Source organism: Salinimicrobium gaetbulicola, assembly GCF_042676025.1.
Lineage (GTDB): Bacteria > Bacteroidota > Bacteroidia > Flavobacteriales > Flavobacteriaceae > Salinimicrobium > Salinimicrobium gaetbulicola.
In genome coordinates, this window is the sequence record NZ_JBHTJP010000035.1 from 797,694 (window position 1) to 822,092 (window position 24,399).

Consider the following 24,399-nt stretch of genomic DNA (forward strand, 5'->3'; position numbering starts at 1 on the left):
CTGATCGTGACGGTTAGCCGTGAGTTTGATGAAACTCCTGTAGCCTTGACTCCGATCGATGACTACATGTTAGAGGATTGTAATGCTGAATGGCCTGCAACTCTGACCACTAGCTGGACAGACAATTGCGGTGTAGGCGGAATGACCAGTGGAAACCTTGACTCCGATGGTGGAGGCGAAGTAACCACCGATGGCTGTATCCAAAGAAGGGATTACACTTTTAGTGTCACCGATGACTGCGGAAATTACTCAGAACTGATCGTGACAGTAAGCCGTGAGTTTGATGAAACTCCTGTAGCCTTAACTCCGATCGACGACTACATGTTAGAGGATTGTAACGCTGAATGGCCTGCAAACCTGACCACTAGCTGGACAGACAATTGCGGTGTAGGCGGACAAACCAGTGGAAACCTTGACTCCGATGGTGGAGGCGAAGTAACCACCGATGGCTGTATCCAAAGCAGGGATTACACCTTTAGTGTCACCGATGACTGCGGTAATTACTCAGAAATGGTTGTGACTGTTAGCCGTGAGTTTGATGAGACTCCTGTAGCCTTAACTCCGATCGACGACTACATGTTAGAGGATTGTAATGCTGAATGGCCTGCAAATCTGACCACTAGCTGGACAGACAATTGCGGTGTAGGCGGACAAACCAGTGGAAACCTTGACTCCGATGGTGGAGGCGAAGTAAGTACCGATGGTTGTATCCAAAGCAGGGATTACACCTTTAGTGTAACCGATGACTGCGGAAATTACTCAGAAATGGTTGTGACAGTAAGCCGTGAGTTTGATGAGACTCCTGTAGCCTTGACTCCGATCGACGACTACATGTTAGAGGATTGTAATGCTGAATGGCCTGCAAATCTGACCACTAGCTGGACAGACAATTGCGGTGTAGGCGGACAAACCAGTGGAAACCTTGACTCCGATGGTGGAGGCGAAGTAAGTACCGATGGTTGTATCCAAAGCAGGGATTACACCTTTAGTGTAACCGATGACTGCGGAAATTACTCAGAAATGGTTGTGACAGTAAGCCGTGAGTTTGATGAGACTCCTGTAGCCTTGACTCCTATCGACGACTACATGTTAGAGGATTGTAATGCTGAATGGCCTGCAAACCTGACCACTAGCTGGACAGACAATTGCGGTGTAGGCGGACAAACCAGTGGAAACCTTGACTCCGATGGTGGAGGCGAAGTAAGTACTGATGGTTGTATCCAAAGCAGAGATTACACCTTTAGTGTAACCGATGACTGCGGAAATTACTCAGAAATGGTTGTGACTGTTAGCCGTGAGTTTGATGAGACTCCTGTAGCCTTGACTCCGATCGACGACTACATGTTAGAGGATTGTAATGCTGAATGGCCTGAAAATCTGACCACTAGCTGGACAGACAATTGCGGTGTTGGCGGAATGACCAGTGGAAACCTTAACTCCGATGGTGGAGGCGAAGTAAGTACCGATGGTTGTATCCAAAGCAGAGATTACACCTTTAGTGTAACCGATGACTGCGGAAATTACTCAGAACTGATCGTGACGGTAAGTCGTGAGTTTGATGAAACTCCACCCGTCATTATTCCTCCTATGATTGAAACCGTCTGTGAATCTGAAGTACCGGAAAGCCTGACTGCTTCCTGGACAGACAATTGTTCAGATGGCGGAGATGACCTGATTGCTTACCCGGTAATGGTAGGATCAGATGAATGTTCCGAGTCTTATGAATATACGTTCTCTGTAACCGATGACTGTGGTAATTCAGCGGAAGAGACCATCACTGTAGTTCGCGAATTCGAACTGCTTGGTGAGTGTGAAACTATCTTCGGTTATGATGAAGATTCAGCCACTTGCTTCTCCGAATACGGATTCAGTCGTTGGGGTTGGACTCATTTGATCGCTGAAAATAGTGGATCAACTACATTCGACCTGTATGCGGGCGCCGCACAATGTATGATTGGTAAAGGTTCATTTGCCGGAACGGCGACCATTACCTATGAAGACGGTTATGTAACCGTTGAATACAACATGGCATCTAATTACGTATTGAATGAAGCTCATGTGTATATTGGTTGCGAGCCTGTTCCTTCCTTGAAAAATGGAAAAGAAACGGTAGCTCCGGGTCAGTATCCATTCAATCCTGATCTCGGTGGTGGTGTTCACAACTACACAGTTGGTCCTGTTGCTGCAGAAGGCGATGTTTACGTCATCGTGCACGGGGTAGCATGCGAAGTGCTATGTCAATGCACTGATGGTGGAACTATCTTCAATGGTAACGACGGAGGTCAATCCTTCGACGGAGCAGAGTTTGAATGTGATGATAGTGAAACTGTTTCTAATGGAAATAACGGAAATGGAAACAATGGTAAGAACAATACGAAAGTTGCCTCTGCCAAAGTGAAAACATTCCCGGTTCCGTTCAAGGAAACCGTAAATCTGCAATATGATTTCGATTATACTTCAGATGTTACTATCGAGGTGTTCAATATGAGAGGAAATCACCTAAGAACCTATACCGACAGAAATGTCACAAAAGGTTCTGTGACCAAACTTCAGGTAGACTTCGCGATGAAAGCGAATCAAATGTATATCCTGAAAGTAACTACAGATAGAGAAACGTTTGTTGAACAAATTGTCTCCTCTAAAAAGTAGGATTTTAACTAACCACTAAAAAAGAAAGCAGCCTGAAAAGGCTGCTTTTTTAGTTCCTCAAGAAGTTAGTATCTAAAACTTTTTAGGCTTCCGGCAGGTCTCCATCACCTTTGGTAGGCAGTTCGGTAGATCCCATCAGGTATTCATCTACACTCCTTGCGGCCTCGCGCCCTTCAGATATCGCCCACACTATTAGCGATTGTCCGCGCCGCATATCACCGGCCGTAAAGATATTAGGGACATTGGTCTGGTAATTATTTTTAGCTTTAATATTAGTCCTTTCATCTACCTCTAATCCTAATTTTTCGCTCAACGTTTTTTCTGGACCCGTAAAACCTAGCGCTAAAAGTGCGAGATCACATGGCCACTCTTTCTCGGTACCAGCAATTTCTTGCAAACGAGGTCTTCCTTCTTCCTGGATCCACTCGACTTCAATGGTTTTCAAAGCCTTCAGGTTTCCTTCATTATCTGTAATAAATTCTTTTGTTGAAATGCTCCAGTTTCGTTCTACACCTTCTTCATGAGAAGAAGTTGTCTTTAGAGTGAATGGCCAGTAAGGCCAGGGACTTGCGTCTGTTCGGGTTTCCGAGGGCATGGGCATGATCTCAAAATTTGTGACAGATTTTGCCCCGTGTCTGTTGGAAGTACCCACACAGTCAGATCCAGTGTCTCCGCCTCCTATCACGATCACATGCTTATCCCTGGCATTTAAATCAGCAACAGGCTCCGCGAGTCCGTCAACTATCTGGTTATTTCTTTTAAGGAAATCCATAGCCTGTACGACCCCATTATTTTCAGCTCCGGGAATCGGGAGTTCTCTTTTCCTGGTTGCTCCGCCACAAAGCACTACGGCATCAAAATTCTTCAGTTTTTCAACCTCATAATTCACTCCTACGTTTACATTTGTCTTAAACTCTATGCCTTCTTCTTCCAGAATTTCCAGTCTGCGATCGATCACGCGTTTCTCCATTTTAAAATCGGGTATACCGTAACGCAATAAGCCTCCTATTTTTTGATCTCTTTCAAAAACGGTGACAGTATGTCCGGCTCGGTTGAGTTGTTGAGCCGCGGCGAGTCCCGCAGGGCCCGATCCTACCACGGCGACTTTTTTGCCGGTCCGGGTTTTCGGGGGGGTAGGTGTGATCCATCCTTCCTTAAATCCGCGTTCAGGAATATATTTTTCGATGAGTTCAATGGCCACAGGAGGTTTTATGATTCCCAAGACACAGGCAGATTCACAAGGTGCGGGGCAAAGTCTCCCGGTAAACTCCGGAAAATTATTGGTGGAATGCAAAATATCCAGCGCTTTCTTCCAGTCGTTCTTGTAAACGGCATTATTAAAATCGGGAATAAGATTGCCTAACGGGCAACCGCTATGGCAAAAAGGTATTCCGCAGTCCATACAACGGGCTCCCTGCTCCTGTAGCTCTTCCTTTGACATTTCCTGGGTAAACTCTTTGTAATCATTTAGCCTTTTTGAAACCGGTTCAGTCTTTTCTTCTTTCCGTTTATATTTTATAAATCCTTTTAACTTGTCCATTCTTACGCTGTTTTTAATTCCATTTCTTCATTGCTCCTTTTTTCTTCCTCCAGCATCTTCAGGGCCTTCTTGTATTCCACAGGCATTACTTTTACGAATTTTGAAGATTTGCTCTCCCAGTCGTTAAGTATCTCTTTTGCAATGTCACTGTTGGTGTATTTTTGATGTCTTTTAACGAGGCTTTTTAGTTCATGCAGATCTTCTGCGGAAGGTTTTTCAAGTTCGATCATTTCCATATTGAAATTGCGATCGTCCAGTTCATTGTTGGAGTTGTAGATATAAGCGATTCCGCCGCTCATTCCTGCACCGAAGTTGCGACCGATCTTTCCGAGGATTACGGCAATACCACCCGTCATATATTCACAGCCGTGATCTCCAATTCCTTCTATGACGGCCTTGGCTCCGGAATTACGGACGCAAAAGCGCTCTCCACCGATTCCGTTTATGAAGGCTTCTCCGTTTGTAGCACCATAAAGAGCCACATTCCCGATGATGATATTTTCATTGGATCTGAAAGTCGCTGTTTCCGGTTTCCTGACTGAAAGAGTTGCGCCGCTTAATCCTTTTCCAAAATAATCATTGGTGGTTCCTACCACATTCAGGGTGAGGCCTTTTGTTGAAAACGCACCGAAGCTTTGTCCTGCGGCCCCGGTAAAATTCAAAGTGAGTGTGTTTTCCGGAAGGCCTTTAGCGCCGTGGATCTTTGAGATCTCGTTGCTTATCACGGCACCGGTAGTTCGATTCACATTCGAAATTGGAAAATCCAGGCTCATTTGCTGTTTTCGATAGATGGCCGGATGGGCCACTTTCAGGATCTTAAAATCCAGCACATCGTCCAGGCGATGATTCTGTGCGGTGGTATTATACAGGGGCATGTCTTTCGCTACTTTTGGTCGATACAGGATGTTTGAAAGATCAATGCCCTGTGCTTTGTAATGATCAATAGCACGGTTCATGTTGAGTTTCTGGCTTTGACCTACCATTTCATCGACCGATCGGAAACCAAGATCTGCCATGATCTGCCTCAATTCCTGGGCAACGAAATACATGAAGTTGATCACGTGTTCGGGAGTACCCTTGAAATTTTTCCGCAGTTCGGGGTCCTGGGTGGCGATTCCTACCGGACAGGTATTGAGATGGCATGCGCGCATCATAATACATCCTGAGGCTACAAGCGGAGCAGTTGAAAAACCAAATTCTTCAGCACCCAGCAGACAGGCGATCGCAACATCGCGTCCTGTTTTTAGCTGTCCATCGCACTCTACAACGATCCTGTTCCTAAGATCATTCAGCAATAAAGTTTGTTGTACTTCGGCTATTCCAAGTTCCCAGGGCAGTCCTGCATGCCGTAAGGAGGTGAGGGGAGAAGCTCCTGTTCCGCCGTCATAACCTGAGACCAGTACTACATCGGCTTTAGCTTTCGCAACCCCGGCGGCAATGGTGCCAACTCCAATCTTGGAAACCAGCTTCACGTTGATGCGGGCTTCCCTGTTGGCATTTTTAAGGTCGAAGATAAGTTGGGCAAGATCTTCAATGGAGTAAATATCGTGATGCGGAGGAGGGGAGATCAATCCTACATAAGGCGTAGAATTACGGGTTTTCGCGATCTCCGGATTTACTTTTGAACCAGGTAGTTGCCCACCTTCGCCCGGTTTTGCACCCTGGGCCATCTTTATCTGTATCTCCTGCGCATTTGTCAAATAGTCTATAGATACCCCAAACCTTCCGGAGGCCACTTGTTTTATTGCCGAGTTCCTCCAGTTCCCGTCTGAACTTTTGTGGAAACGATCGGGGTCTTCGCCGCCTTCTCCGGAGTTGCTTTTCCCTTTCATCCGATTCATCGCAATTGCCAGATTTTCATGAGCCTCTCTGCTAATAGAGCCAAACGACATGGCGCCGGTTTTAAACCTTTTTACGATCTCGGTCCAGGGTTCCACTTCTTCTAAAGGAACCGGGTCAAGGTTCTGAAACTTGAACATCCCCCTTAGCGTCATCAGGTTTTCACTTTGCTCATTGATGAGCTTAGAATACTCCTGATATGATTTCAAATTGTTCTGCTTTACCGCCTGCTGAAGTTTAGCAACGGTGCCGGGATTGAACATATGCCGTTCCCCGTTTCTCCTCCAGCGATAATCACCACCGGTTTCAAGGTCAAGACCTGTAACTTCTTCAGAAGTTTTAAAGGCTTTTTTATATCTCTTTTGTATTTCTTTCTCTATTTCATAAAGACCAATTCCTTCAATCCTGGTGGGCGTACCGGTGAAATATTTTTCCACGAATTTCTTATTGAGCCCCAGGATCTCAAAGATCTGTGAACCGCGGTAAGAGTGGAGCGTTGAAATTCCGATCTTGTTCATGATCTTAAGGATTCCCTTTCCAATGGCAGTATTAAAGTTCTGCACGGCCTCTTCCGGGTCTTTGAATTCAAGTTCTTTTTTATCAACCAGGTCATAAATGATCTCATTGACCATGTATGGGTTGATTGCGCTTGCTCCATAGCCAAAAAGGAGAGCAAAATGGTGAGGTTCCCTGGGTTCTGCAGATTCAACTACAATATCAAAGGATGACCTGCGCTTTTGCTTACTCATGGTGTGATGCACAAAGCTGCAAGCGAGAACGGAAGGAATGGGAGCTAATTTGGAATTAATATTCCTGTCTGAAAGGATAATAACGTTACAAGCATCATCAATTGCTTTGTTGATCTCGGTTATCATTGCTTCGAGGCGCTCTTCCAAACCGTTCACTCCTTTTTCGGCTTCGTAAAGCATTGAAATACTAACCGATTTAAACCCCGGCTTGTCAATATATTTGATCTTGTCAAGATCCTCGTTAGAAATAACCGGATTCTGTATCAATAACCGCTTGCTATGCTCAGGGGTGATTGTGAAAAGATTTCTGTCCTCCCCAAGGGAAAGGCTGATATCGGTAACGATTTCCTCTCGAATCCCATCAAGTGGGGGGTTGGTTACCTGCGCGAACAATTGTTTGAAGTAATTAAAAAGTAACTGTGGCCTGTCTGATAGTACTGCCAGAGGAATATCCGCGCCCATAGAGCCGATAGCTTCCTTAGCCTGGGAAGCCATTGGGCTTATGATCGTGCTGATATCTTCAAGGGTATATCCAAATAATTTTTGCCGGGTCTTGAAGTCTACTTTTTCCACAGGGGTCTTGTTTCCTGTATAGGAAACATCTGCCAGAGGAAGTAAATTTTTATCAAGCCATTTTTTATAAGGTCTTTCTGAAACTATTTTGTTTTTAACTTCCTTGTCTTCTATGATCCTTCCCTCGTTCATATCTACAAGGAACATTCTTCCCGGTTCCAGCCGCCCGTGTCTCTCTACATTTTCGGGCGCTATCTCAACGACTCCGGTTTCCGAAGCCATCACCACGTATCCGTCCTTGGTAACCGTATACCTGGAAGGGCGCAGACCATTCCGGTCCAAAAGGGCCCCTATGTAATGCCCGTCTGTAAAAGGTATAGAGGCAGGTCCATCCCACGGCTCCATGATACAGGAGTTATATTCATAAAAGGCCTTTTTGTCTTCAGGCATCAAGGGGTTCTTCTCCCAGGCCTCAGGCACCATCATCATGATAGCCTCCGGAAGTGAGCGTCCGGTATGAAGCAGTAGTTCCAGGACAATATCCATAGAAGCGGAATCTGATTTTCCTTCCGCTGCAATAGGAAGAAGTTCTTCCATGAAGTCTCCAAAAAGTTCACTTTTAAAGAGTTCCTCTCTAGCCTTCATTCTGCTTAGATTTCCTCGAAGTGTATTGATCTCTCCATTATGACACATATATCTGAAGGGTTGGGCGAGATCCCAGCTTGGAAAGGTATTGGTTGAAAATCGCTGATGTACCAGGGCAAGCTTGGTAACCAGTTCCGGGTCATTCAGGTCTAGATAATACTTGTTGATGTCTTCGGGCATCAGAAGCCCTTTATAGATAAGAGTGGTAGTTGATAAGCTGGGAACATAAAAGGAATTAGCTTCCGAAAGTTCCGATCTCCTGATCTTATGTTCTGCGATCTTTCTTGCGGCAAATAGACGGGCATTGAATTCTTTTTCAGAAATATTTTCCCCTTTGCCAATAAAGATCTGTTGTACGTTTGGTTCACTGCGAGCGGCGACACTTCCCAGGCAGGAATCCTCAGTGGGAACCTCTCTCCAACCCAATATTTCCAACCCTTGCCTCAGAATCTGTTTTTCAAATTCCTGCTGTATAAGTTGCCGTTGATTCATGGAAGGAGGCAGAAAAATCATTCCTACGGCATATTCTTTGGGCGCGGGAATATTAAAACCACATTTCTTTTTAAAAAAGGCGTGAGGAATTTCAATTAAAATACCTGCTCCATCTCCGGTTCTTCCATCGGCACTTACTGCTCCCCTGTGCTCTAATCTCACAAGGATATCAAGTGCCTTGTGAATTATATCATTTGTTCTTTTACCTTTTAAATTGCAAATAAATCCTGCGCCACAATTATCACGTTCAAATTCGGGATGGTAAAGCCCCTGTTGTTTTTTCGGCATATTTCACTTTAATTATTCATTCTTATTGCTGGTAAAATAGCCTTTTTGATGATTAAATAGAAGTGAAATAGCTGTTTTTATGCAAAAAATTCAATAATATGATTTAAAACTGATATAATTTTCAATTTGATATTTTTACTGCTTAATACTGGGAATTTTACAATTCCAAAAAACAGGAGAAATAAAAAAGTCCGACTTGTTAAAGCCGGACTTTCTGAAAGTATTTTTTCTGAAAAATTAGTCTCTCAATATACTTCTGGAGATAACGATCTTTTGGATCTCTGAAGTTCCTTCGTATATCTGGGTGATCTTCGCGTCTCTCATCAATCGCTCAACATGGTACTCTTTTACATATCCGTTTCCACCATGTACCTGTACTGCTTCAACAGTGACATCCATAGCGGTTTGAGAAGCGAACAGTTTCGCCATTGCCCCTGAAAGGTCGTAGTTCTCACCATTGTCCTTGTCACAGGCAGCTTTCATTACAAGGTGTCTTGAAGCTTCAATAGAAGTGTGCATATCTGCCAGTTTAAAAGCGATAGCCTGGTGGTTCATGATCTCTGTACCGAAAGCTTTTCTCACCTTAGAGTATTCTTTGGCCAGTTCATAAGCTCCGGCAGCGATTCCAAGTGCCTGGGCTGCGATCCCGATACGTCCTCCTGAAAGGGTCTTCATGGCGAACTTGAATCCGAAACCGTCTTCCCCGATCCTGTTCTCCTTTGGAACTTTTACATCGTTGAAGTTCAAAGAATGTGTATCACTACCGCGGATTCCAAGTTTTTGCTCTTTTGGTCCGATCTCAAAGCCTTCCCATCCTTTTTCAACGATAAAAGCGTTGATGCCTTTATGTTTTTTCTCCCTGTCTGTCTGAGCGATCACAAGGTAGAAATCTGCAGTGCTTCCATTGGTGATCCAGTTTTTGGTTCCATTAAGAACGTAGTGGTCATCCTTCTCAATAGCGGTTGTCTTTTGAGAGGTTGCGTCACTTCCTGCTTCCGGTTCAGAAAGACAAAAAGCACCTATAGATTCACCGGTAGCCAGTTTGGTAAGGTATTTTTGTTTTTGTTCTTCAGTTCCGAATTTCTCAAGTCCCCAGCATACCAATGAATTGTTCACAGACATCACAACAGAAGCCGAAGCATCTATTTTTGAGATCTCTTCCATGGCCAGTACATAAGAAACGGTATCCATTCCGCCACCACCGTACTCGGGTGAAACCATCATTCCAAGGAAACCAAGTTCGCCCATCTTTTTGATCTGCTCCTTTGGAAATTCCTGTTTTTCGTCTCTTTCTATTACGCCGGGAAGTAATTCATTTTTTGCGAAGTCACGTGCCGCGTCACGTATCATTATATGCTCCTCTGTTAGCTTAAAATCCATTCGGTATGTTAGTTTAAAAAATATTCAATTTTCGTGTGCAAATATACCGTTTTGAGGCCAATTTTTCAATTAAGTAACTTATTTTTACCGTGATGATTAAAAATTACTACAACGTTTTAGGAGTAATGTCTGGAACCTCGCTGGATGGTATCGATTTGGTACATGTAAAATTTCAGAAAGATGATAATTGGACTTATGAGATTTTAGTAGGGGAAACCATTGAATATGAGACTGAATGGCAAAAAAGGCTTTCAGAAGCACTTCATTATAATGATCTGCGATTGCTGGATTTTAACGAAGACTACACCTCATATTTGGCCGATGTGATCTATAGCTTTCTTCGGAAGCATGAGATTACTGAACTGGATGCCGTCTGCAGTCATGGACATACGATCAAGCATGAACCTGAAAACGGATTCACCTTACAGATCGGAAATCTTCCGAAGCTGGCAAAATTGTTAGGGCAAACTGTGGTTTGTGACTTCAGGGTTCAGGATGTTCAGTTAGGCGGGCAAGGCGCTCCTTTGGTACCTATAGGTGATGAATTGTTATTTTCGGAATATGATTACTGCCTGAATTTGGGCGGGTTCGCCAATGTTTCTACTAATAGAGATGGAAAGCGGCTGGCTTATGATATCTGCGCTGTGAATACGGTTATGAATTATCTGTCGGCCAAACTTGAACTGCCTTATGACAAGGGTGGTCAGATTGCTGCTTCGGGAAAAGTGGAGACCGGACTCCTGGAAAAGCTGAATTCTTTGCCTTTTTACGATCAGGCACCTCCCAAATCCCTGGGGATAGAATGGGTAAATAAGAACATACTTCCCTTTTTTGAAGATGTCGCATCTGTAGCTTCGGCTTTACGCACGTATACAGAACATGCCGCCATGCAAATTGCCAGGGAGCTAAAAGGAGATGCTTCGGCAAAAGTGTTGGTCACCGGCGGAGGCGCTTTCAATGATTTTCTGATCAATGAGATAGAAAAGAGGACTAAGGTCGAGGTGGTAATTCCTTCCGTAGAAGTTATCGATTTTAAAGAAGCCCTGATTTTCGCATTTTTGGGAGTGCTGAAATTAAGAGGGGAAAATAATGTTTTGAGCTCTGTGACAGGAGCTTCAAAAGATCATTCCTCGGGAGTGGTTTTTAATCCTTAAATCATGATCAAAATCAAGTTTTACGAAGTTTAGTTTTTTATATTTGTATCAATTTTTAATAGTATTATGAAAGATTTATTGAATTTATATCAAAATAAGGCCCCTGAAATTGTATTTAATTGGAAAGATCCTGAAACTGATGCGGAAGGGTGGACAGTAATTAATTCCCTTCGAGGAGGTGCTGCCGGGGGTGGTACCAGAATGAGAAAAGGTCTGGATATGAACGAAGTACTTTCACTGGCCAAAACCATGGAAGTGAAGTTTACTGTTTCGGGTCCTGCCATTGGAGGAGCGAAATCTGGAATTAACTTCGATCCTAATGACCCTCGTAAAAAAGGCGTTTTGGAACGTTGGTATAAAGCCGTTTCCCCACTTCTGAAAAGTTACTACGGAACAGGTGGAGACCTGAACGTTGATGAGATCCATGAAGTAATTCCTATTACTGAAGATTCCGGAGTATGGCATCCGCAGGAAGGTGTCTTTAACGGTCATTTCAAACCAACCGAAGCAGATAAGATCAACAGAATTGGTCAGCTGAGACAGGGCGTTATAAAGGTGCTTGAAAACAGTACTTTCTCGCCTGATGTTTCCAGAAAATATACCGTTGCCGATATGATCACCGGGTATGGAGTAGCGGAAGCTGTAAGACATTATTATGATATCTACGGCGGTGATGTAAAAGGTAAAAGAGCCATCGTGCAAGGTTTTGGAAATGTTGGTTCTGCTGCAGCTTATTACCTGGCTCAAATGGGAGCCAAGGTTGTTGGTATTATTGACAGGGATGGCGGACTTATCAATAAAGACGGTTTTTCTTTTGAAGAAATCAGAGACCTGTTCCTTAATAAGGATGGGAATACTTTAGTGAGTGATAAAATGATCCCTTTTGATGAGATCAATGAAAAGATATGGGAACTGGAAGCGGAGATCTTCGCTCCTTGTGCCGCTTCAAGATTGATCACCAAAGACCAGATCACTAGAATGATCGAAACTAAACTGGAAGTGATCTCTTGCGGGGCAAACGTTCCGTTTGCTGATAAAGAGATCTTCTTCGGGCCGATCATGGAATATACAGATGAGCGGGTAAGCCTTATCCCTGATTTTATATCTAACTGCGGAATGGCCCGTGTATTCGCGTACTTCATGGAGCGCAGAGTACAAATGACAGACGAGGCTATTTTTAAGGATACTTCAGAGATCATTAAAAAGGCGATTGAGAATGTGCATGACAGGAACAGCGATAAGACGAACATTAGCCGAACAGCTTTTGAAATAGCACTAAAAAAACTAGTGTAAAATGAATCTGTCATGATCCCCATCATCATAGTTACCTTTTTCCTGGGGTATCTGTTGATAACCCTGGAGCACCCTTTAAAACTTGATAAAGCGGTATCAGCACTTTTAATGGCCACGATTATGTGGGCCTTTCTTTCTTACGGATTTCACCAGGGCTGGCTTTCAGTCATGAACACCCACGGGGATATCTTCAATATTAATGGCGAAAACCCGGCTATACAACAGCTGGGTTTTAAAGCCAATCTCATGCATCATTTCAGCAGTATCAGTGAGATCCTTTTTTTTCTTATTGGAGCCATGACTATAGTGGAGATCGTAGATCTTCATCGCGGTTTCGGGATCCTGAAAAAGGCAATTACTACCACTAATAAAGTAAAATTACTCTGGATACTGGGCTTACTGGCTTTTGTGCTGTCAGCGATCATAGATAATTTGACCGCAACCATTATTCTGGTAACCTTGTTGAGAAAATTGGTTCCAAAAAGAGATTATAGGGTTTGGTTTGCCGCTATGATAGTTATCGCTGCTAATGCCGGGGGTGCCTGGTCCCCTATTGGTGATGTGACCACCACCATGCTTTGGATCAATAACAAGGTGACAACTTCCGGCCTTTCTGAACATGTAATTCTTCCGGCTGTCATTTGTTTTGTGATACCATTTGTATTAGGCTCCCGATTAAAAGCCTTCAGAGGAGAAACTGTATTGAAAACTAAGGTTTTACTGGATGATGAGACTCAGCGATTATTGAGCAGTAAAAAAATGCTGTATACAGGGCTTGGCGCTATTTTGTTTGTACCTGTATTCAAGGTGGTAACAGGTTTGCCTCCTTATGTTGGAATGTTGTTCAGTTTAGGTTTTGTTTGGCTGGTTTCAGAATATGTTAGACCGGTAAAGAACTTAAGTACGAATGATAAATATCTGTATTCCACGACAAAAGCCCTTTCAAAAATTGAATTTTCAAGTATCCTGTTTTTCCTCGGAATATTGCTGGCGGTAGCTGCCCTGGAAAGCATGGTGGTAGGATCTATTGCAGGGCAGCAATCAGGTGCTTTACTATATGCCGCTCACTCTCTGTCACTGGCCATTCCAAATATGGACTTGATCGTCGTTATCCTTGGGATCTTATCTGCGGTTGTTGATAATGTGCCGTTGGTTGCGGCTGCCATGGGAATGTATGACTTCCCGGTAGATAACCATATATGGCATTTTATTGCCTATAGTGCAGGAACTGGAGGTAGTCTCCTGGTAATTGGATCGGCCGCTGGCGTGGCTGCCATGGGTATGGAAAAGATCAAATTCATGTGGTATCTTAAGAATATCGGACCATTGGCAATGATAGGTTTTCTGTCGGGAGCCATTAGCTTCATGCTGAACGTTTTCTTTTTTCAGTAACCGCAATTTATTCTCCCTGATTAATTGGATAATTTCCAGGCCTGAGTATCTTTACAATTATATTCGTAATCTTGCGTTACATTAAAAAACCTAAATCGAACACATGCTATACTTTTTTCAGGAAGATGGTCTTGCTCAGGCAGCACAGGATGCAGAACCTATAGTGGAAGAAAAAACCCTTTCTTTATTTGATTTGTTTCTCAGCGGCGGAGTCGGTGGGCAAATTATAATCGGAATTTTATTCATTTTACTTTTTGCGGCGGTCTATATTTACTTCGAAAGGCTTTTTGCCATTAAAGCTGCTTCGGAAACTGATAGTAATTTCATGAATCAGATCAAGGATAGCGTCGTAAACGGAAATATCGAATCTGCGCGTATTCGTTGCGCACAGGCAAATTCTCCTGTAGCCAGGCTAACCGCGAAAGGTCTTGACCGAATAGGGAGTCCTCTTGAAGATATTAATACGGCTATCGAGAACGCCGGCCGTCTGGAAGTATATAAACTTGAAAAGAATGTAAGTATCCTTGCTACAATTGCAGGAGCTGCCCCAATGATCGGGTTCCTTGGAACGGTGATCGGGATGGTGATCGCATTCCATGAACTGGCTACGAGTAGTGGACAGGCAGAAATGGGAGCTTTGGCTGAAGGTATCTATACGGCTATGACAACTACGGTTGCCGGGTTGATCGTGGGTATAATCGCTTATATTGGCTATAACCACCTGGTGGTGAAAACAGATAAGGTCGTACACCAGATGGAGGCGACCGCTGTAGATTTCCTTGATCTTCTAAACGAACCTGCATAATATGAATTTAAGAGGTAGAAATAAGATCAGTCCGGAATTCAGCATGAGTTCCATGACCGATATTGTATTCCTTCTATTGATCTTCTTTATGCTTACTTCTCCGGCGATCACCCCGGAAGCTTTAGATCTTATCCTCCCAAAGGCGAAAGGTAAGACCACCACAAAGCAGAATATTTCAGTAAGCATAACCAAAGACCTGCAGATCTATATTAACAAGGAACGAGTGAGCAATAGCGCCCTGGAAAGAAGGCTGAAAGCCGAATTATCGGGCGTGGAAGATCCTACGATCATTCTCAGAGCTGAAGAAGGCGTGCCAATTGAAAAGGCCGTGAATGTGATGGATATTGCCAACCGAAACAAGTACAAGATCGTTCTGGCGGTAAAGCCCGAATAATTTGCCCTTTTAGACGTCACTGCTAAAAGTGGAACCAAGTTTGCTACTACAACTTTAGAAAATCAATCAGGTGAAATTACTGGAAACAAAGCATGAGAAAAAGTCTTTCGCAATAACTGTGGTCATCCACGTATTGCTGATACTTCTATTGCTATTCTTCGGGTTCACCTATCTGGATCCGCCACCAGAAAGCGGGATCGCCATTAATTTCGGTACATCAGATGTTGGTTCAGGCGTAGAACAGCCTGTCGAGAAGATAAAAGCCGCTCCTCAAAAGACCAGTTCTGAAGTAACGCCTGTTGAAACAGCGATCAAAGAGGAAGTGGTAACTCAGGAGGTGGAAGAGGCTCCGGTGGTTGAAAAGAAAAAGGAAGACCCGGTAGTTCAGAAAACTGAGAAACCGGTAAAGAAGATCGAGGAACCTGCTAAAAAGCCTGATCCAAAACCAGACAAATCCACTACCGATGCTTTAAGTAGTATCTTAAACGGTCCTGAGAGTGACGGGAAAGCATCCGGCGGGGAAGGAGATGATCAACTGGCAGGTGATAAAGGAAGTCCCGATGGTGATCCTAATGCCAAATCTTATTACGGGTCTGGTATGGGAATTGACGGTGACGGTAACTACAGGCTGGGAGGAAGAAAGGCCCTGAATAAAGAGAAATTCGTGCAGGATTGTAATGAGGCCGGGGTAGTGGTGGTTCAAATTGAAGTTGACCGCTCCGGACGAGTCGTGCGCGCTGTACCCGGAGTAAAGGGTACTAACAATAATGCCGCCTGTTTAATGGATCCTGCAAAAAGAGCCGCCCTGGCTACCCGTTTCAACAGCGATGCTAATGCTCCTGCAAAACAGGTAGGAACCATTATCTATAATTTTAAACTTTCAGAATAACTTGATGAACTATCAGGAAACTGTTGACTGGATGTTCCGGCAGTTACCCATGTACCAACAGGTGGGTAGCAAGGCCTACAAGGTCGATCTTTCAAATATTAAAAAACTATCTGCTCATCTACAGGAGCCACAGCATAATTTTAAGACTATTCATGTTGCCGGTACTAACGGTAAGGGCTCTGTTTCTCATATGCTGGCTTCTGTTCTTCAGGAAAGCGGTTACAAAGTGGGATTATACACTTCACCGCATTTGAAGGATTTCAGGGAACGGATCAAGATCAACGGCAAGGAGATCGGTGAGAATTCTGTCGTTAAGTTTATCGCTGATAATAAAACTTTTTTTGAAGCCAACCAGTTATCCTTTTTTGAAATGACAGTAGGTATGGCCTTCCAGTATTTTTCTGAAGAGCAGGTTGATATAGCGGTTATTGAAGTGGGGTTGGGCGGCCGACTTGATTCTACTAATATCATTACTCCGGAAATTTCTGTGATCACCAATATTGGTTTAGACCACACTGCAATTCTTGGAAATTCGCTTGAGGTCATCGCTTCGGAAAAAGGCGGGATCATTAAAAAAGAAGTTCCTGTGGTCATAGGAGAATACCAGGAGGAGACATGCCCGGTTTTTGATAAGATTGCAAAAGATCTTGGTGCTCCTTTATTTCTGGCTGAAGATTACACCGGAAGGTTATTTCAAACAGATCTTAAGGGAGCGTATCAGCAAAAGAATGTCAGGACTGTTTCATCTGCCTTAGAAGTTCTCCGGAACCTTAATTGGAATTTACCCGAAGAGAAAGTAGAACTGGGGCTCAAAAATGTAGTTGAGAATACCGGTTTAAGAGGCCGTTGGGAAGTTTTGAGAGATAACCCCAAAGTAATATGTGATACGGCCCATAATAAAGAAGGATTGCACTATGCCATGGCGCAATTGCTTCAGGAATCTTACAGGCAGCTTTTCCTGGTTCTTGGGGTTGTTAATGACAAAGATCTGGACGCGGTTTTACCACTTTTCCCTAAAAATGCTAAATATTTCTTCTGTCGGCCTAATATTCCAAGAGGTTTGGAAGCAGGCATTTTGAAAGAGAAAGCCGAAGATTGTGGTCTTTTTGGTCGAGCATATGATTCGGTTTCAGATGCTTATGAAGCCGCGTTAGGTCTGGCATCGCAAGGTGATGTGATCTATGTTGGAGGTAGTACTTTTACGGTGGCAGAAATTATTTGATTTTTTTGATTTTATTCTTTGCAGAAATGAAAATGTAGTCTATATTTGCATCCGCATTCAGAGAGAGACATTCTCTCAAAAAATGCGAAAGTTCAAAAATTTAATGTAGGGCAATTAGCTCAGTTGGTTCAGAGCACCTCGTTTACACCGAGGGGGTCGGGGGTTCGAATCCCTCATTGCCCACAAAAAAAGGCTTCCTTTCTGGAGGCCTTTTTTGATTAAATTTTTAGTACATAACCTTAGAAGGGCAATTAGCTCAGTTGGTTCAGAGCACCTCGTTTACACCGAGGGGGTCGGGGGTTCGAATCCCTCATTGCCCACAAAAATTAAGACTTCCCTTTCAGGAGGTCTTTTTTGATTAAATTTGCGATATTTGATTTTTAGAGGGTGATTAGCTCAGCTGGTTCAGAGCACTACCTCGACAAGGTAGGGGTCACTGGTTCGAACCCAGTATCACCCACAAAAAAGCCTCCAATTTGGAGGCTTTTTTATTGTATTCTATTAGTGGTCACTAATTCTCCCGATAACTATCGGACAGTATCACCCACAAATTAATTTTATAAAGTCTTGTAAGTATTCATCTTATAGGGCTTTTTTGGTTTTAGAGGTGTAATAAGGGGCGGGATAAGTTTATTGGTGATTCCTGAAAAATGTTGTCCAGAATTTCTTCATAAGGGCAGGTGAGCCCAAAATACACTTCATTCTTATTTATAAATTCATACTGACAAAAAGAATAGAATACTGTCATCTGTCAGAAAAATCTTAACATATACTGACAGGATTTAAAGTTTCTATAACATACAGGTAGGAAAAACCAAAAAAAAGCCAAAATGGCAGTTTCACCAATTTGGCATACATGTAGCGTTACCAGCTATAGTTTTTTGACAAAAGAGTATTAGTCGTAATCTTTTACGGAGGCTTACAATCTTTTTAAAATAGCGGTATTTTGCTCTTAATGTATTTTTTCGTCGATAACAATGGGACGTTTATCTGGCGACAAATGTAAAAATAATTTGTATAAAAAAATGTTAAAATAAATAAAAACTTAAAGTTCAAGAGCTGTAGACAAAAACTGAATATCTAGAAATAAATGTAAGACATAAGGGCTTACGTAGAATAATAATAATTTTAAAAAATACAGAAATATGAACTTTTCAAGTTTTTATAATATCGGTAATCAACAGCCGAATTTAGAATTTGTTGATGTAAGGTTGAATCGAGATAACATGTTATTTCTTGATCCCAGATTAATTGAATTACATAATGATCCCTTCTCGAAGAGGATGCAGGAAAGAATTGCAGTATTCTGGGGAGAATTTATTAAAGCAGTAAAGGCTAAAAATAGAAAAAAAACCTATGAGATTTTAGGAGGTTTAAAAGAGCCGGCTGAAACTAGATTGGGTTATGCCAATGACAATAGTAGAGGGAATGCGGTGGCGAGGAAACTCAAGCCCAAGATGATAAAAGCCATAGAGCAGAATAAAGCTGTTATGAGTGGAGTTCTCAAACACTTTTGTGATATTGAGTTGTTTATTGAAGACGTGAGTTCTGACAGAATCTCTGATATAACCACCAAGATTATTAAGGATGTATTGATCGAATTTACTCAAGAACAATGTAAGCTTTATAACATCCCTATGAAGTCGGTGTGGCAAGAGGATATTTTTGATCATAACAAGGTTGAATGGGTGAAACGAAAAGTTTTATTGCCAATTTACTTTGGAAAACCTGTTATTCTTGTTCCTAAAAACATAGTGCGTCTTGAAGGTGTTGCCGGTCAGAACTTCAAATGTTTTTATAGGTTTGCAGTACGGAATTTTATTCAGTATGACCATTCAATGCTGGAAGATGTAAGTGGCACAGGTAGAGGTGGTAAAATTCTTCTTAGGGATGTTCAGTTGGAGCATCCAATATCCAAAGAATCCCTTTCCAATTGGGTTCTAAAATACGGAAAGCTTTTGGTCGACTATAAGTCAGATATTTTGACCGATCGATTAAGAGTTTTAAGTGACCGGGAAATTATGAACATAGTCTATTCCGAAGATTTGTTCCAAGCAGGTTAAGCTAAGCAGTGATTCTAGAAAAGGCAGGCAAATCGATGTCTGCCTTTTTTATTTAATTCCTGTAACTATTTTTATTATCCAATCTTTCATATAGTTTAAGAGTTTGCCTGTTAAGATCAATCATTTTCACATTCAGAAATGGTCTTTCAATATAATCTTTTCCTTCAAATTCCTTAAGAACTGCATTTAAACGTTTGAATTGATCTGTAAACTCCGTAGTAGTATAAAAGTCTGTGTATAGCTCAGAAACGCGTTTAGAGCAGTTCCAGACCTGACATTTAAACTCTGGATTACATTTTCAAGTTCCCTGAAAAGGCCTTTTAAAAAGCTTTTCAGTTTACAAAAATTCCAGGGTGCGTTCCAGGGCCATGCCTCGTGAGCCTTTAATCAGGATGATCGCATTGTCGAGTTGCCAGGGCTTGAAACCTGCGCTGAAATCCTCGAAGGTCCTGAACTTGGTTATGTCGTTTGAAGTTGAGGTCCTGTAAAAATTCTCTCCAACAAGGAAGATCCGGTGAATATTAGACCTCTCCAGTTTATCGGCAATTGCCTGGTGTTCTTTTTCCGCTTCGGGTCCCATCTCGAACATATCCCCCAAAATGGCCACTTTATTAGTGGTGTCCATGCTCTCCAGGTTCTCAATAGCCGCTGCCATGCTGGTTGGATTCGCGTTGTAGGCATCCATTATGATCTGGTAGTTTTCTTTCGAAATGATCTGGGATCGGTTATTTCCAGGAATGTAATTTTCCAGCCCTTCCCTGATCAGTTTTTGTTCTACCTCAAAAAAGGTGGCGATGGTATAGGCGGCTGCCATGTTCTTGGCGTTATAACTTCCGGTAAGTTTACTTTGAACATGCAGACCATTCACTTTTATGCCGGCGAAGGAGCCATTTTGGGTATAGGCAACTTCTACATCTGCTTCAGAAGATTCCCCGAAAGTAAACACTTTTGAATAGCTGGTTTCCTTTTGTTGAATGGGATCATCGATATTCAAAAAGATTGTTTTTTCATTCTTTTTCAAATATTGATATAGTTCGCTTTTACCTTTTATCACCCCCTCGATGCCTCCAAAGCCTTCCAGGTGGGCTTTTCCGAAGTTTGTGATATAGCCATAATTGGGTTTGGCGATGCCGCACAGGAACTCTATTTCCTTTTGATGATTGGCTCCCATTTCTACTATTCCTATCTCTGTTTCCCTGTTCATTGAAAGCAGGGTTAGGGGAACCCCAATATGATTGTTTAGGTTTCCGAAGGTTGCTTTGGTTTTGTATTTTTTGGATAGTACTGAATTAATAAGTTCCTTACTCGTGGTTTTTCCATTACTTCCAGTTAGACCTATTATAGTTAGTCCTAATTTTTCACGATGATACGTGGCTAGGTCCTGTAGGGTACTTAGAACATCATCAACTTTTAGAAACCTTTCATTAGGTGTTTCAGGATCTTCGTCAATAACAGCGTATTTAGCTCCTTTTTTCAGTGCTTCAACGGCAAAAGTATTTGCATTAAAATTCTCGCCTTTTAAGGCAAAAAACATACTGTTTTCTGTTATTTTTCGGGTGTCTGTGCTTACTCCTGAACACTCCAGGAAAAGCGGATAAATTTCTTCTTTCTTCATGCTTTAAAGCTATAAAAAAAGCCCTAACAGAATTAGGGCTTTGTGATATTATATAGCGCAGGGTCTAATTACCTGCTGACTTGTTTTTTTGAAGGGATTTTGAACCTACTCGAGACATTGCATTTCTAAACCCAATATAATCTGTTGCCATATCTTCTGGGAAATATCTTCTTTGAGCCGGATCAAGCCAGTAAGCTCGGTCTCTCCATGAACCTCCTTTATAAACTCTTACGTGGTCGTCAATAAGGGTTGTTCTTGGAGCCTTGTCATATTCCAGCTTGCTTTCTCCTTCCTCACTGATAGTCGCTGTGTGAATAGGAGAGTTATACATTCTCTTATTAGGATCTTCATTTTCCTCAAACTGATTGTAGTAACGAGAGGAACTTTTGTCTCCATCACGGAAGTTTCTGTTGTCACTTTTATTGAAGTTAGGTCTTAAATAAGTGTCTTCTTCGGTAAGTGGAACGGTCGCTATTTCTCCCGGAAGATTTCTTGCTACGATCTTTCCGTTGCTTAGAGTGTCATATTTGATTTCATCAACTCCAAGAACTTCTACTGTTCCGTCTTCTGAAATTGCGTTTCTGGTATAAACATTTCCTCTATAGTAGTTGAGGTCGTTAAATTCATCATCAACTATAGGGCGGTAAACATCGGCTACCCATTCTGCAACGTTTCCGGCCATATCGTACAGTCCGAAATCGTTTGGTGCATAAGATTTAACTTCAGCTGTAATATCAGCTCCATCATCACTCCATCCGGCGATACCACCGTAATCTCCGTCTCCTTGTTTGAAATTGGCCATTTGATCTCCTCGAGCTTTAGCATCAGAAGATCTGGTGTATTGGCTGTCCCACGGATATTTTTTTCTTCCGCGGTAAGCATTGTAGCTTCTTAACTCAACAAGGGCAAGTGCAGCATATTCCCATTCCGCTTCAGTTGGAAGTCGGTATTCAGGTAAAAGCACTCCGTGCTTGCGTTGTACATAAAGGTTAGTACTGTCTTTGGTGATGAAGCGGTCTGCTTTATTTCCTCCACGGATTAAACTATCCTTACCGCCATACACTTTGCTTGGCGCATTCAGGTAAGTTTCTGTGTTAAATGATTCACCCGGGGTGGCCGCGTAGCGGGCGCCCTCAAGAGTGAAGCCTTCTTTTTCAAGGCGGGCCTCATTTACTCTATCTGTTCTCCATTTACTGAATTCCACTGCCTGGATCCAGCTAACTCCAACTACGGGATAATTCGCGTAGGCAGGGTGGCGCAGGTAGTTTCGTACCATTGTTTCGTTGTAACCCAGGCGGTTTCTCCAAACAAGAGTATCAGGTAAAGCACCTGTATATATGTTTCGGTATCTTTCTTCGCTAGGAGGGTATACACGTTTTAGATAATCAAGGTACTCAAGATACATAAGGTTGGTTACCTCGGTCTCGTCCATGTAAAAAGATTGAACGTGCTGCTGAGTTGGTGTGTTGTTCCAGTCGTGCATCACGTCATCCTGTACGCGACCCATTGTGAAAGTACCACCTTCTACAAATACTAGTCCCGGACCGGTATCCTGCTCATCAAAATCTGAGTTGTAGTTAAAACCTCCTTCTTTGGAATCAATATCCCAGCCGGTGGCACGGGAGTTATTTTTGTAATTATCAGATTTATTACAACTGAATAATCCAATACTTACAGCGATGACGAAAAACGCTTTAACAGCAACGGTATTTCTCATATTCTCACTTTCTTTTGTAGCAATTCTGGCTTTGCAATATAATAATTAACGTAAAACTTTCAAGTTTATTTTAACAGCAACAGGTTGTTGTAGTTACCTATAAAACCTGAAAGTGTCACCGCTTAATTTCTTTAAATTCAATGATGGATCCTTCAAAAATGTTCCTGAAGTTCAACCATACATAAGAAACAAAAGTAATTGTTTTTTCTAACTTACTCATATTTCTTTAAAAACGAAAGATAATAGGCTGGTCATTATATGTTTGTGAATAAAAATTTTTAATTTAAAGTGAGGGAACGTGATTTTTATTTTCGAAATCTGTATGATAATCCTTTACAGATAATTGATTTTGAGGATTTTTGTCGTGTTTAATGGCCTTTTGAAAGAATTTACTGATTAAATTATAAGCTTATGCTAAATTTTGCGTTATCTAGAAGTAAAGCCAGAAATTGCAATAATTGATTAATTTGTAGATGGAATTCAGGTATATTTGTTAATTGTTAAATACTCCTATGAAAAAATTATCACTCTTTTTAATAAGTGCAGTTTTTCTTTTTAACACTAAATCTTTTGCACAGGAAGAGCAGGATCGTGTGATCACAACCGCAGTTCCATTTCTGCTAATCGCTGCTGATGCCCGAGGGGCAGGTATGGGAGATCAGGGAGTGGCTACCAGGGTAGATGCCTTTTCTCAACAATGGAATCCTGCTAAATACGTTTTTGCAGAAAGTCAGCAAGGTTTTGGTGTGACCTACACTCCTTATTTAAGTGAGCTGGTAAGTGATATATTTCTTGGTAACATTACCTATTATAATAGGATAAATGAGCGCAGTGCTTTTGGTGCCAGTTTTAAATATTTCAGCCTTGGAAATATAGAGGCGAGAGAAAATCCCGAAGATCTGCCTTTAATCTTGAGTCCTAATGAATTTACACTGGACCTTTCTTATGCTTTGCGTTTAAGTGATCATTTTTCCATGGCTGTAGCCGGTCGTTATTTAAGGTCAGATCTAAAGTTGGCTCCGGTTGATCCTGATGCAACTGCGGCGAGTACTTTTGGAGTTGATGTAGCTGCTTTTTATCAAAGTATGCCTATAGACTTCACTAAATTTGACGGGCGCTGGAGAGCGGGATTGAACATCTCTAACATAGGTCCGAAAATTAAATACGACGAGGGAGGTCAGGAAAACTTTATTCCAACCAATCTAAAATTAGGAGGAGGTTTTGATTTTATCCTTGATCCATCAAATACTGTGGGGGCTTACCTTGAATTCAATAAATTACTGGTTCCTACTCCTCAAGATTTTGATAATGATGGGGATATAGATTCTGAAGATAATGAAGAGTATAATTCCATTGGTGCAGTAGAAGGAATTTTCAAGTCATTTGGGGATGCTCCTGATGGTTTTAGTGAAGAACTTAAAGAAATTACCTGGGCTTTTGGAGCCGAATATTTATACGAAGATATTTTCGCTCTCAGAACCGGATATTTCCATGAAAGCCCTGAAAAAGGGTCGCGTGAATTTATCTCCTTTGGAGCCGGATTCCGGTATACCGTTGTAAATATTGATATTTCCTATTTATTCTCTACTTCTGAAGTGGTTAGTCCTTTAGAAGGGACCCTGCGCTTTGGTCTCACCTTTAATTTTGGTAGAGAATACAATGAAATTAATTAGCCGGCAGAAACTAATATGTAATTCTTTCAATATTAGTTAACTTTGCTTCCGCTAAAAAGCAGATAATACTCCCGGGCTTCTAAAGTT

At 42.1% G+C, this 24,399-nt stretch carries 15 protein-coding genes and 3 tRNA genes; 13 read left to right on the top strand and 5 right to left on the bottom strand.

What is annotated here, in order from left to right:
- The coding region (locus ACFQ1G_RS12945; protein WP_380740202.1) for a T9SS type A sorting domain-containing protein at positions 1-2,649 on the top strand (2,649 nt) is incomplete at its 5' end.
- An 82-nt stretch (positions 2,650-2,731) separates the two neighbouring features.
- Here the strand turns inward: ACFQ1G_RS12945 and ACFQ1G_RS12950 are convergent.
- From ACFQ1G_RS12950 to ACFQ1G_RS12960, 3 genes are all read right to left on the bottom strand, one after another.
- Positions 2,732-4,189 carry a glutamate synthase subunit beta gene (locus tag ACFQ1G_RS12950; protein ID WP_380740204.1) on the bottom strand — a complete coding sequence of 486 codons (1,458 nt, stop codon included), beginning with the start codon at positions 4,187-4,189 and terminating at the stop codon, positions 2,732-2,734.
- A gap of 2 nt (positions 4,190-4,191) precedes the next feature.
- On the bottom strand, positions 4,192-8,715 hold the full coding sequence (gltB, locus tag ACFQ1G_RS12955) for a glutamate synthase large subunit (protein WP_380740206.1): 4,524 nt from the start codon (positions 8,713-8,715) through the stop codon (positions 4,192-4,194).
- 237 nt (positions 8,716-8,952) lie between these two features.
- A complete protein-coding gene (locus ACFQ1G_RS12960) occupies positions 8,953-10,095 on the bottom strand; it encodes an acyl-CoA dehydrogenase (RefSeq protein WP_380740208.1) in 1,143 nt (380 codons plus the stop codon).
- Positions 10,096-10,187: 92 nt separating this feature from the next.
- Between ACFQ1G_RS12960 and ACFQ1G_RS12965 the strand changes: the two genes are divergently transcribed.
- The 11 genes from ACFQ1G_RS12965 to ACFQ1G_RS13015 all read left to right on the top strand — a co-directional run bounded on the left by ACFQ1G_RS12965 (position 10,188) and on the right by ACFQ1G_RS13015 (position 19,307).
- Positions 10,188-11,249, top strand: coding sequence for an anhydro-N-acetylmuramic acid kinase (locus ACFQ1G_RS12965; protein WP_380740210.1), 1,062 nt, complete (start codon positions 10,188-10,190; stop codon positions 11,247-11,249).
- A 66-nt stretch (positions 11,250-11,315) separates the two neighbouring features.
- Positions 11,316-12,542, top strand: a complete 1,227-nt coding sequence (locus ACFQ1G_RS12970) for a Glu/Leu/Phe/Val dehydrogenase dimerization domain-containing protein (RefSeq protein WP_380740212.1) — start codon at positions 11,316-11,318, stop codon at positions 12,540-12,542.
- Positions 12,543-12,554: 12 nt separating this feature from the next.
- Complete coding sequence (nhaD, locus tag ACFQ1G_RS12975) at positions 12,555-13,934, top strand: sodium:proton antiporter NhaD (protein WP_380740214.1); 1,380 nt, start codon at positions 12,555-12,557, stop codon at positions 13,932-13,934.
- Positions 13,935-14,037: 103 nt separating this feature from the next.
- Positions 14,038-14,739, top strand: coding sequence for a MotA/TolQ/ExbB proton channel family protein (locus ACFQ1G_RS12980; RefSeq protein WP_380740216.1), 702 nt, complete (start codon positions 14,038-14,040; stop codon positions 14,737-14,739).
- A 1-nt stretch (position 14,740) separates the two neighbouring features.
- Positions 14,741-15,133, top strand: a complete 393-nt coding sequence (locus ACFQ1G_RS12985) for an ExbD/TolR family protein (protein ID WP_380740218.1) — start codon at positions 14,741-14,743, stop codon at positions 15,131-15,133.
- Positions 15,134-15,203: 70 nt separating this feature from the next.
- Positions 15,204-16,022, top strand: a complete 819-nt coding sequence (locus ACFQ1G_RS12990; RefSeq protein ID WP_380740219.1) for an energy transducer TonB — start codon at positions 15,204-15,206, stop codon at positions 16,020-16,022.
- Positions 16,023-16,026: 4 nt separating this feature from the next.
- Positions 16,027-17,244: a bifunctional folylpolyglutamate synthase/dihydrofolate synthase gene (locus ACFQ1G_RS12995; protein WP_380740221.1), complete on the top strand. Its 1,218-nt coding sequence runs from the start codon at positions 16,027-16,029 to the stop codon at positions 17,242-17,244.
- A gap of 108 nt (positions 17,245-17,352) precedes the next feature.
- Positions 17,353-17,427, top strand: a tRNA-Val gene (locus ACFQ1G_RS13000).
- A 62-nt stretch (positions 17,428-17,489) separates the two neighbouring features.
- Positions 17,490-17,564 (top strand) — tRNA-Val (locus ACFQ1G_RS13005).
- Between the two features lie 65 nt (positions 17,565-17,629).
- Positions 17,630-17,704 (top strand) — tRNA-Val (locus ACFQ1G_RS13010).
- Between the two features lie 685 nt (positions 17,705-18,389).
- On the top strand, positions 18,390-19,307 hold the full coding sequence (locus ACFQ1G_RS13015; protein WP_380740223.1) for a hypothetical protein: 918 nt from the start codon (positions 18,390-18,392) through the stop codon (positions 19,305-19,307).
- 337 nt (positions 19,308-19,644) lie between these two features.
- Here the strand turns inward: ACFQ1G_RS13015 and ACFQ1G_RS13020 are convergent, their stop codons facing one another.
- Both ACFQ1G_RS13020 and gldJ read right to left on the bottom strand, forming a co-directional pair.
- Positions 19,645-20,922 (bottom strand): UDP-N-acetylmuramoyl-tripeptide--D-alanyl-D-alanine ligase, encoded by a 1,278-nt coding sequence (locus ACFQ1G_RS13020; protein WP_380740225.1) that lies wholly within the window; start codon positions 20,920-20,922, stop codon positions 19,645-19,647.
- Positions 20,923-20,986: 64 nt separating this feature from the next.
- Positions 20,987-22,639: a gliding motility lipoprotein GldJ gene (gene gldJ, locus ACFQ1G_RS13025; RefSeq protein WP_380740227.1), complete on the bottom strand. Its 1,653-nt coding sequence runs from the start codon at positions 22,637-22,639 to the stop codon at positions 20,987-20,989.
- Positions 22,640-23,151: 512 nt separating this feature from the next.
- On the opposite strand from gldJ, the gene porV reads away from it, so the two are divergent.
- Positions 23,152-24,312, top strand: coding sequence for a type IX secretion system outer membrane channel protein PorV (gene porV, locus ACFQ1G_RS13030; protein ID WP_380740228.1), 1,161 nt, complete (start codon positions 23,152-23,154; stop codon positions 24,310-24,312).
- Positions 24,313-24,399 lie beyond the last annotated feature (87 nt).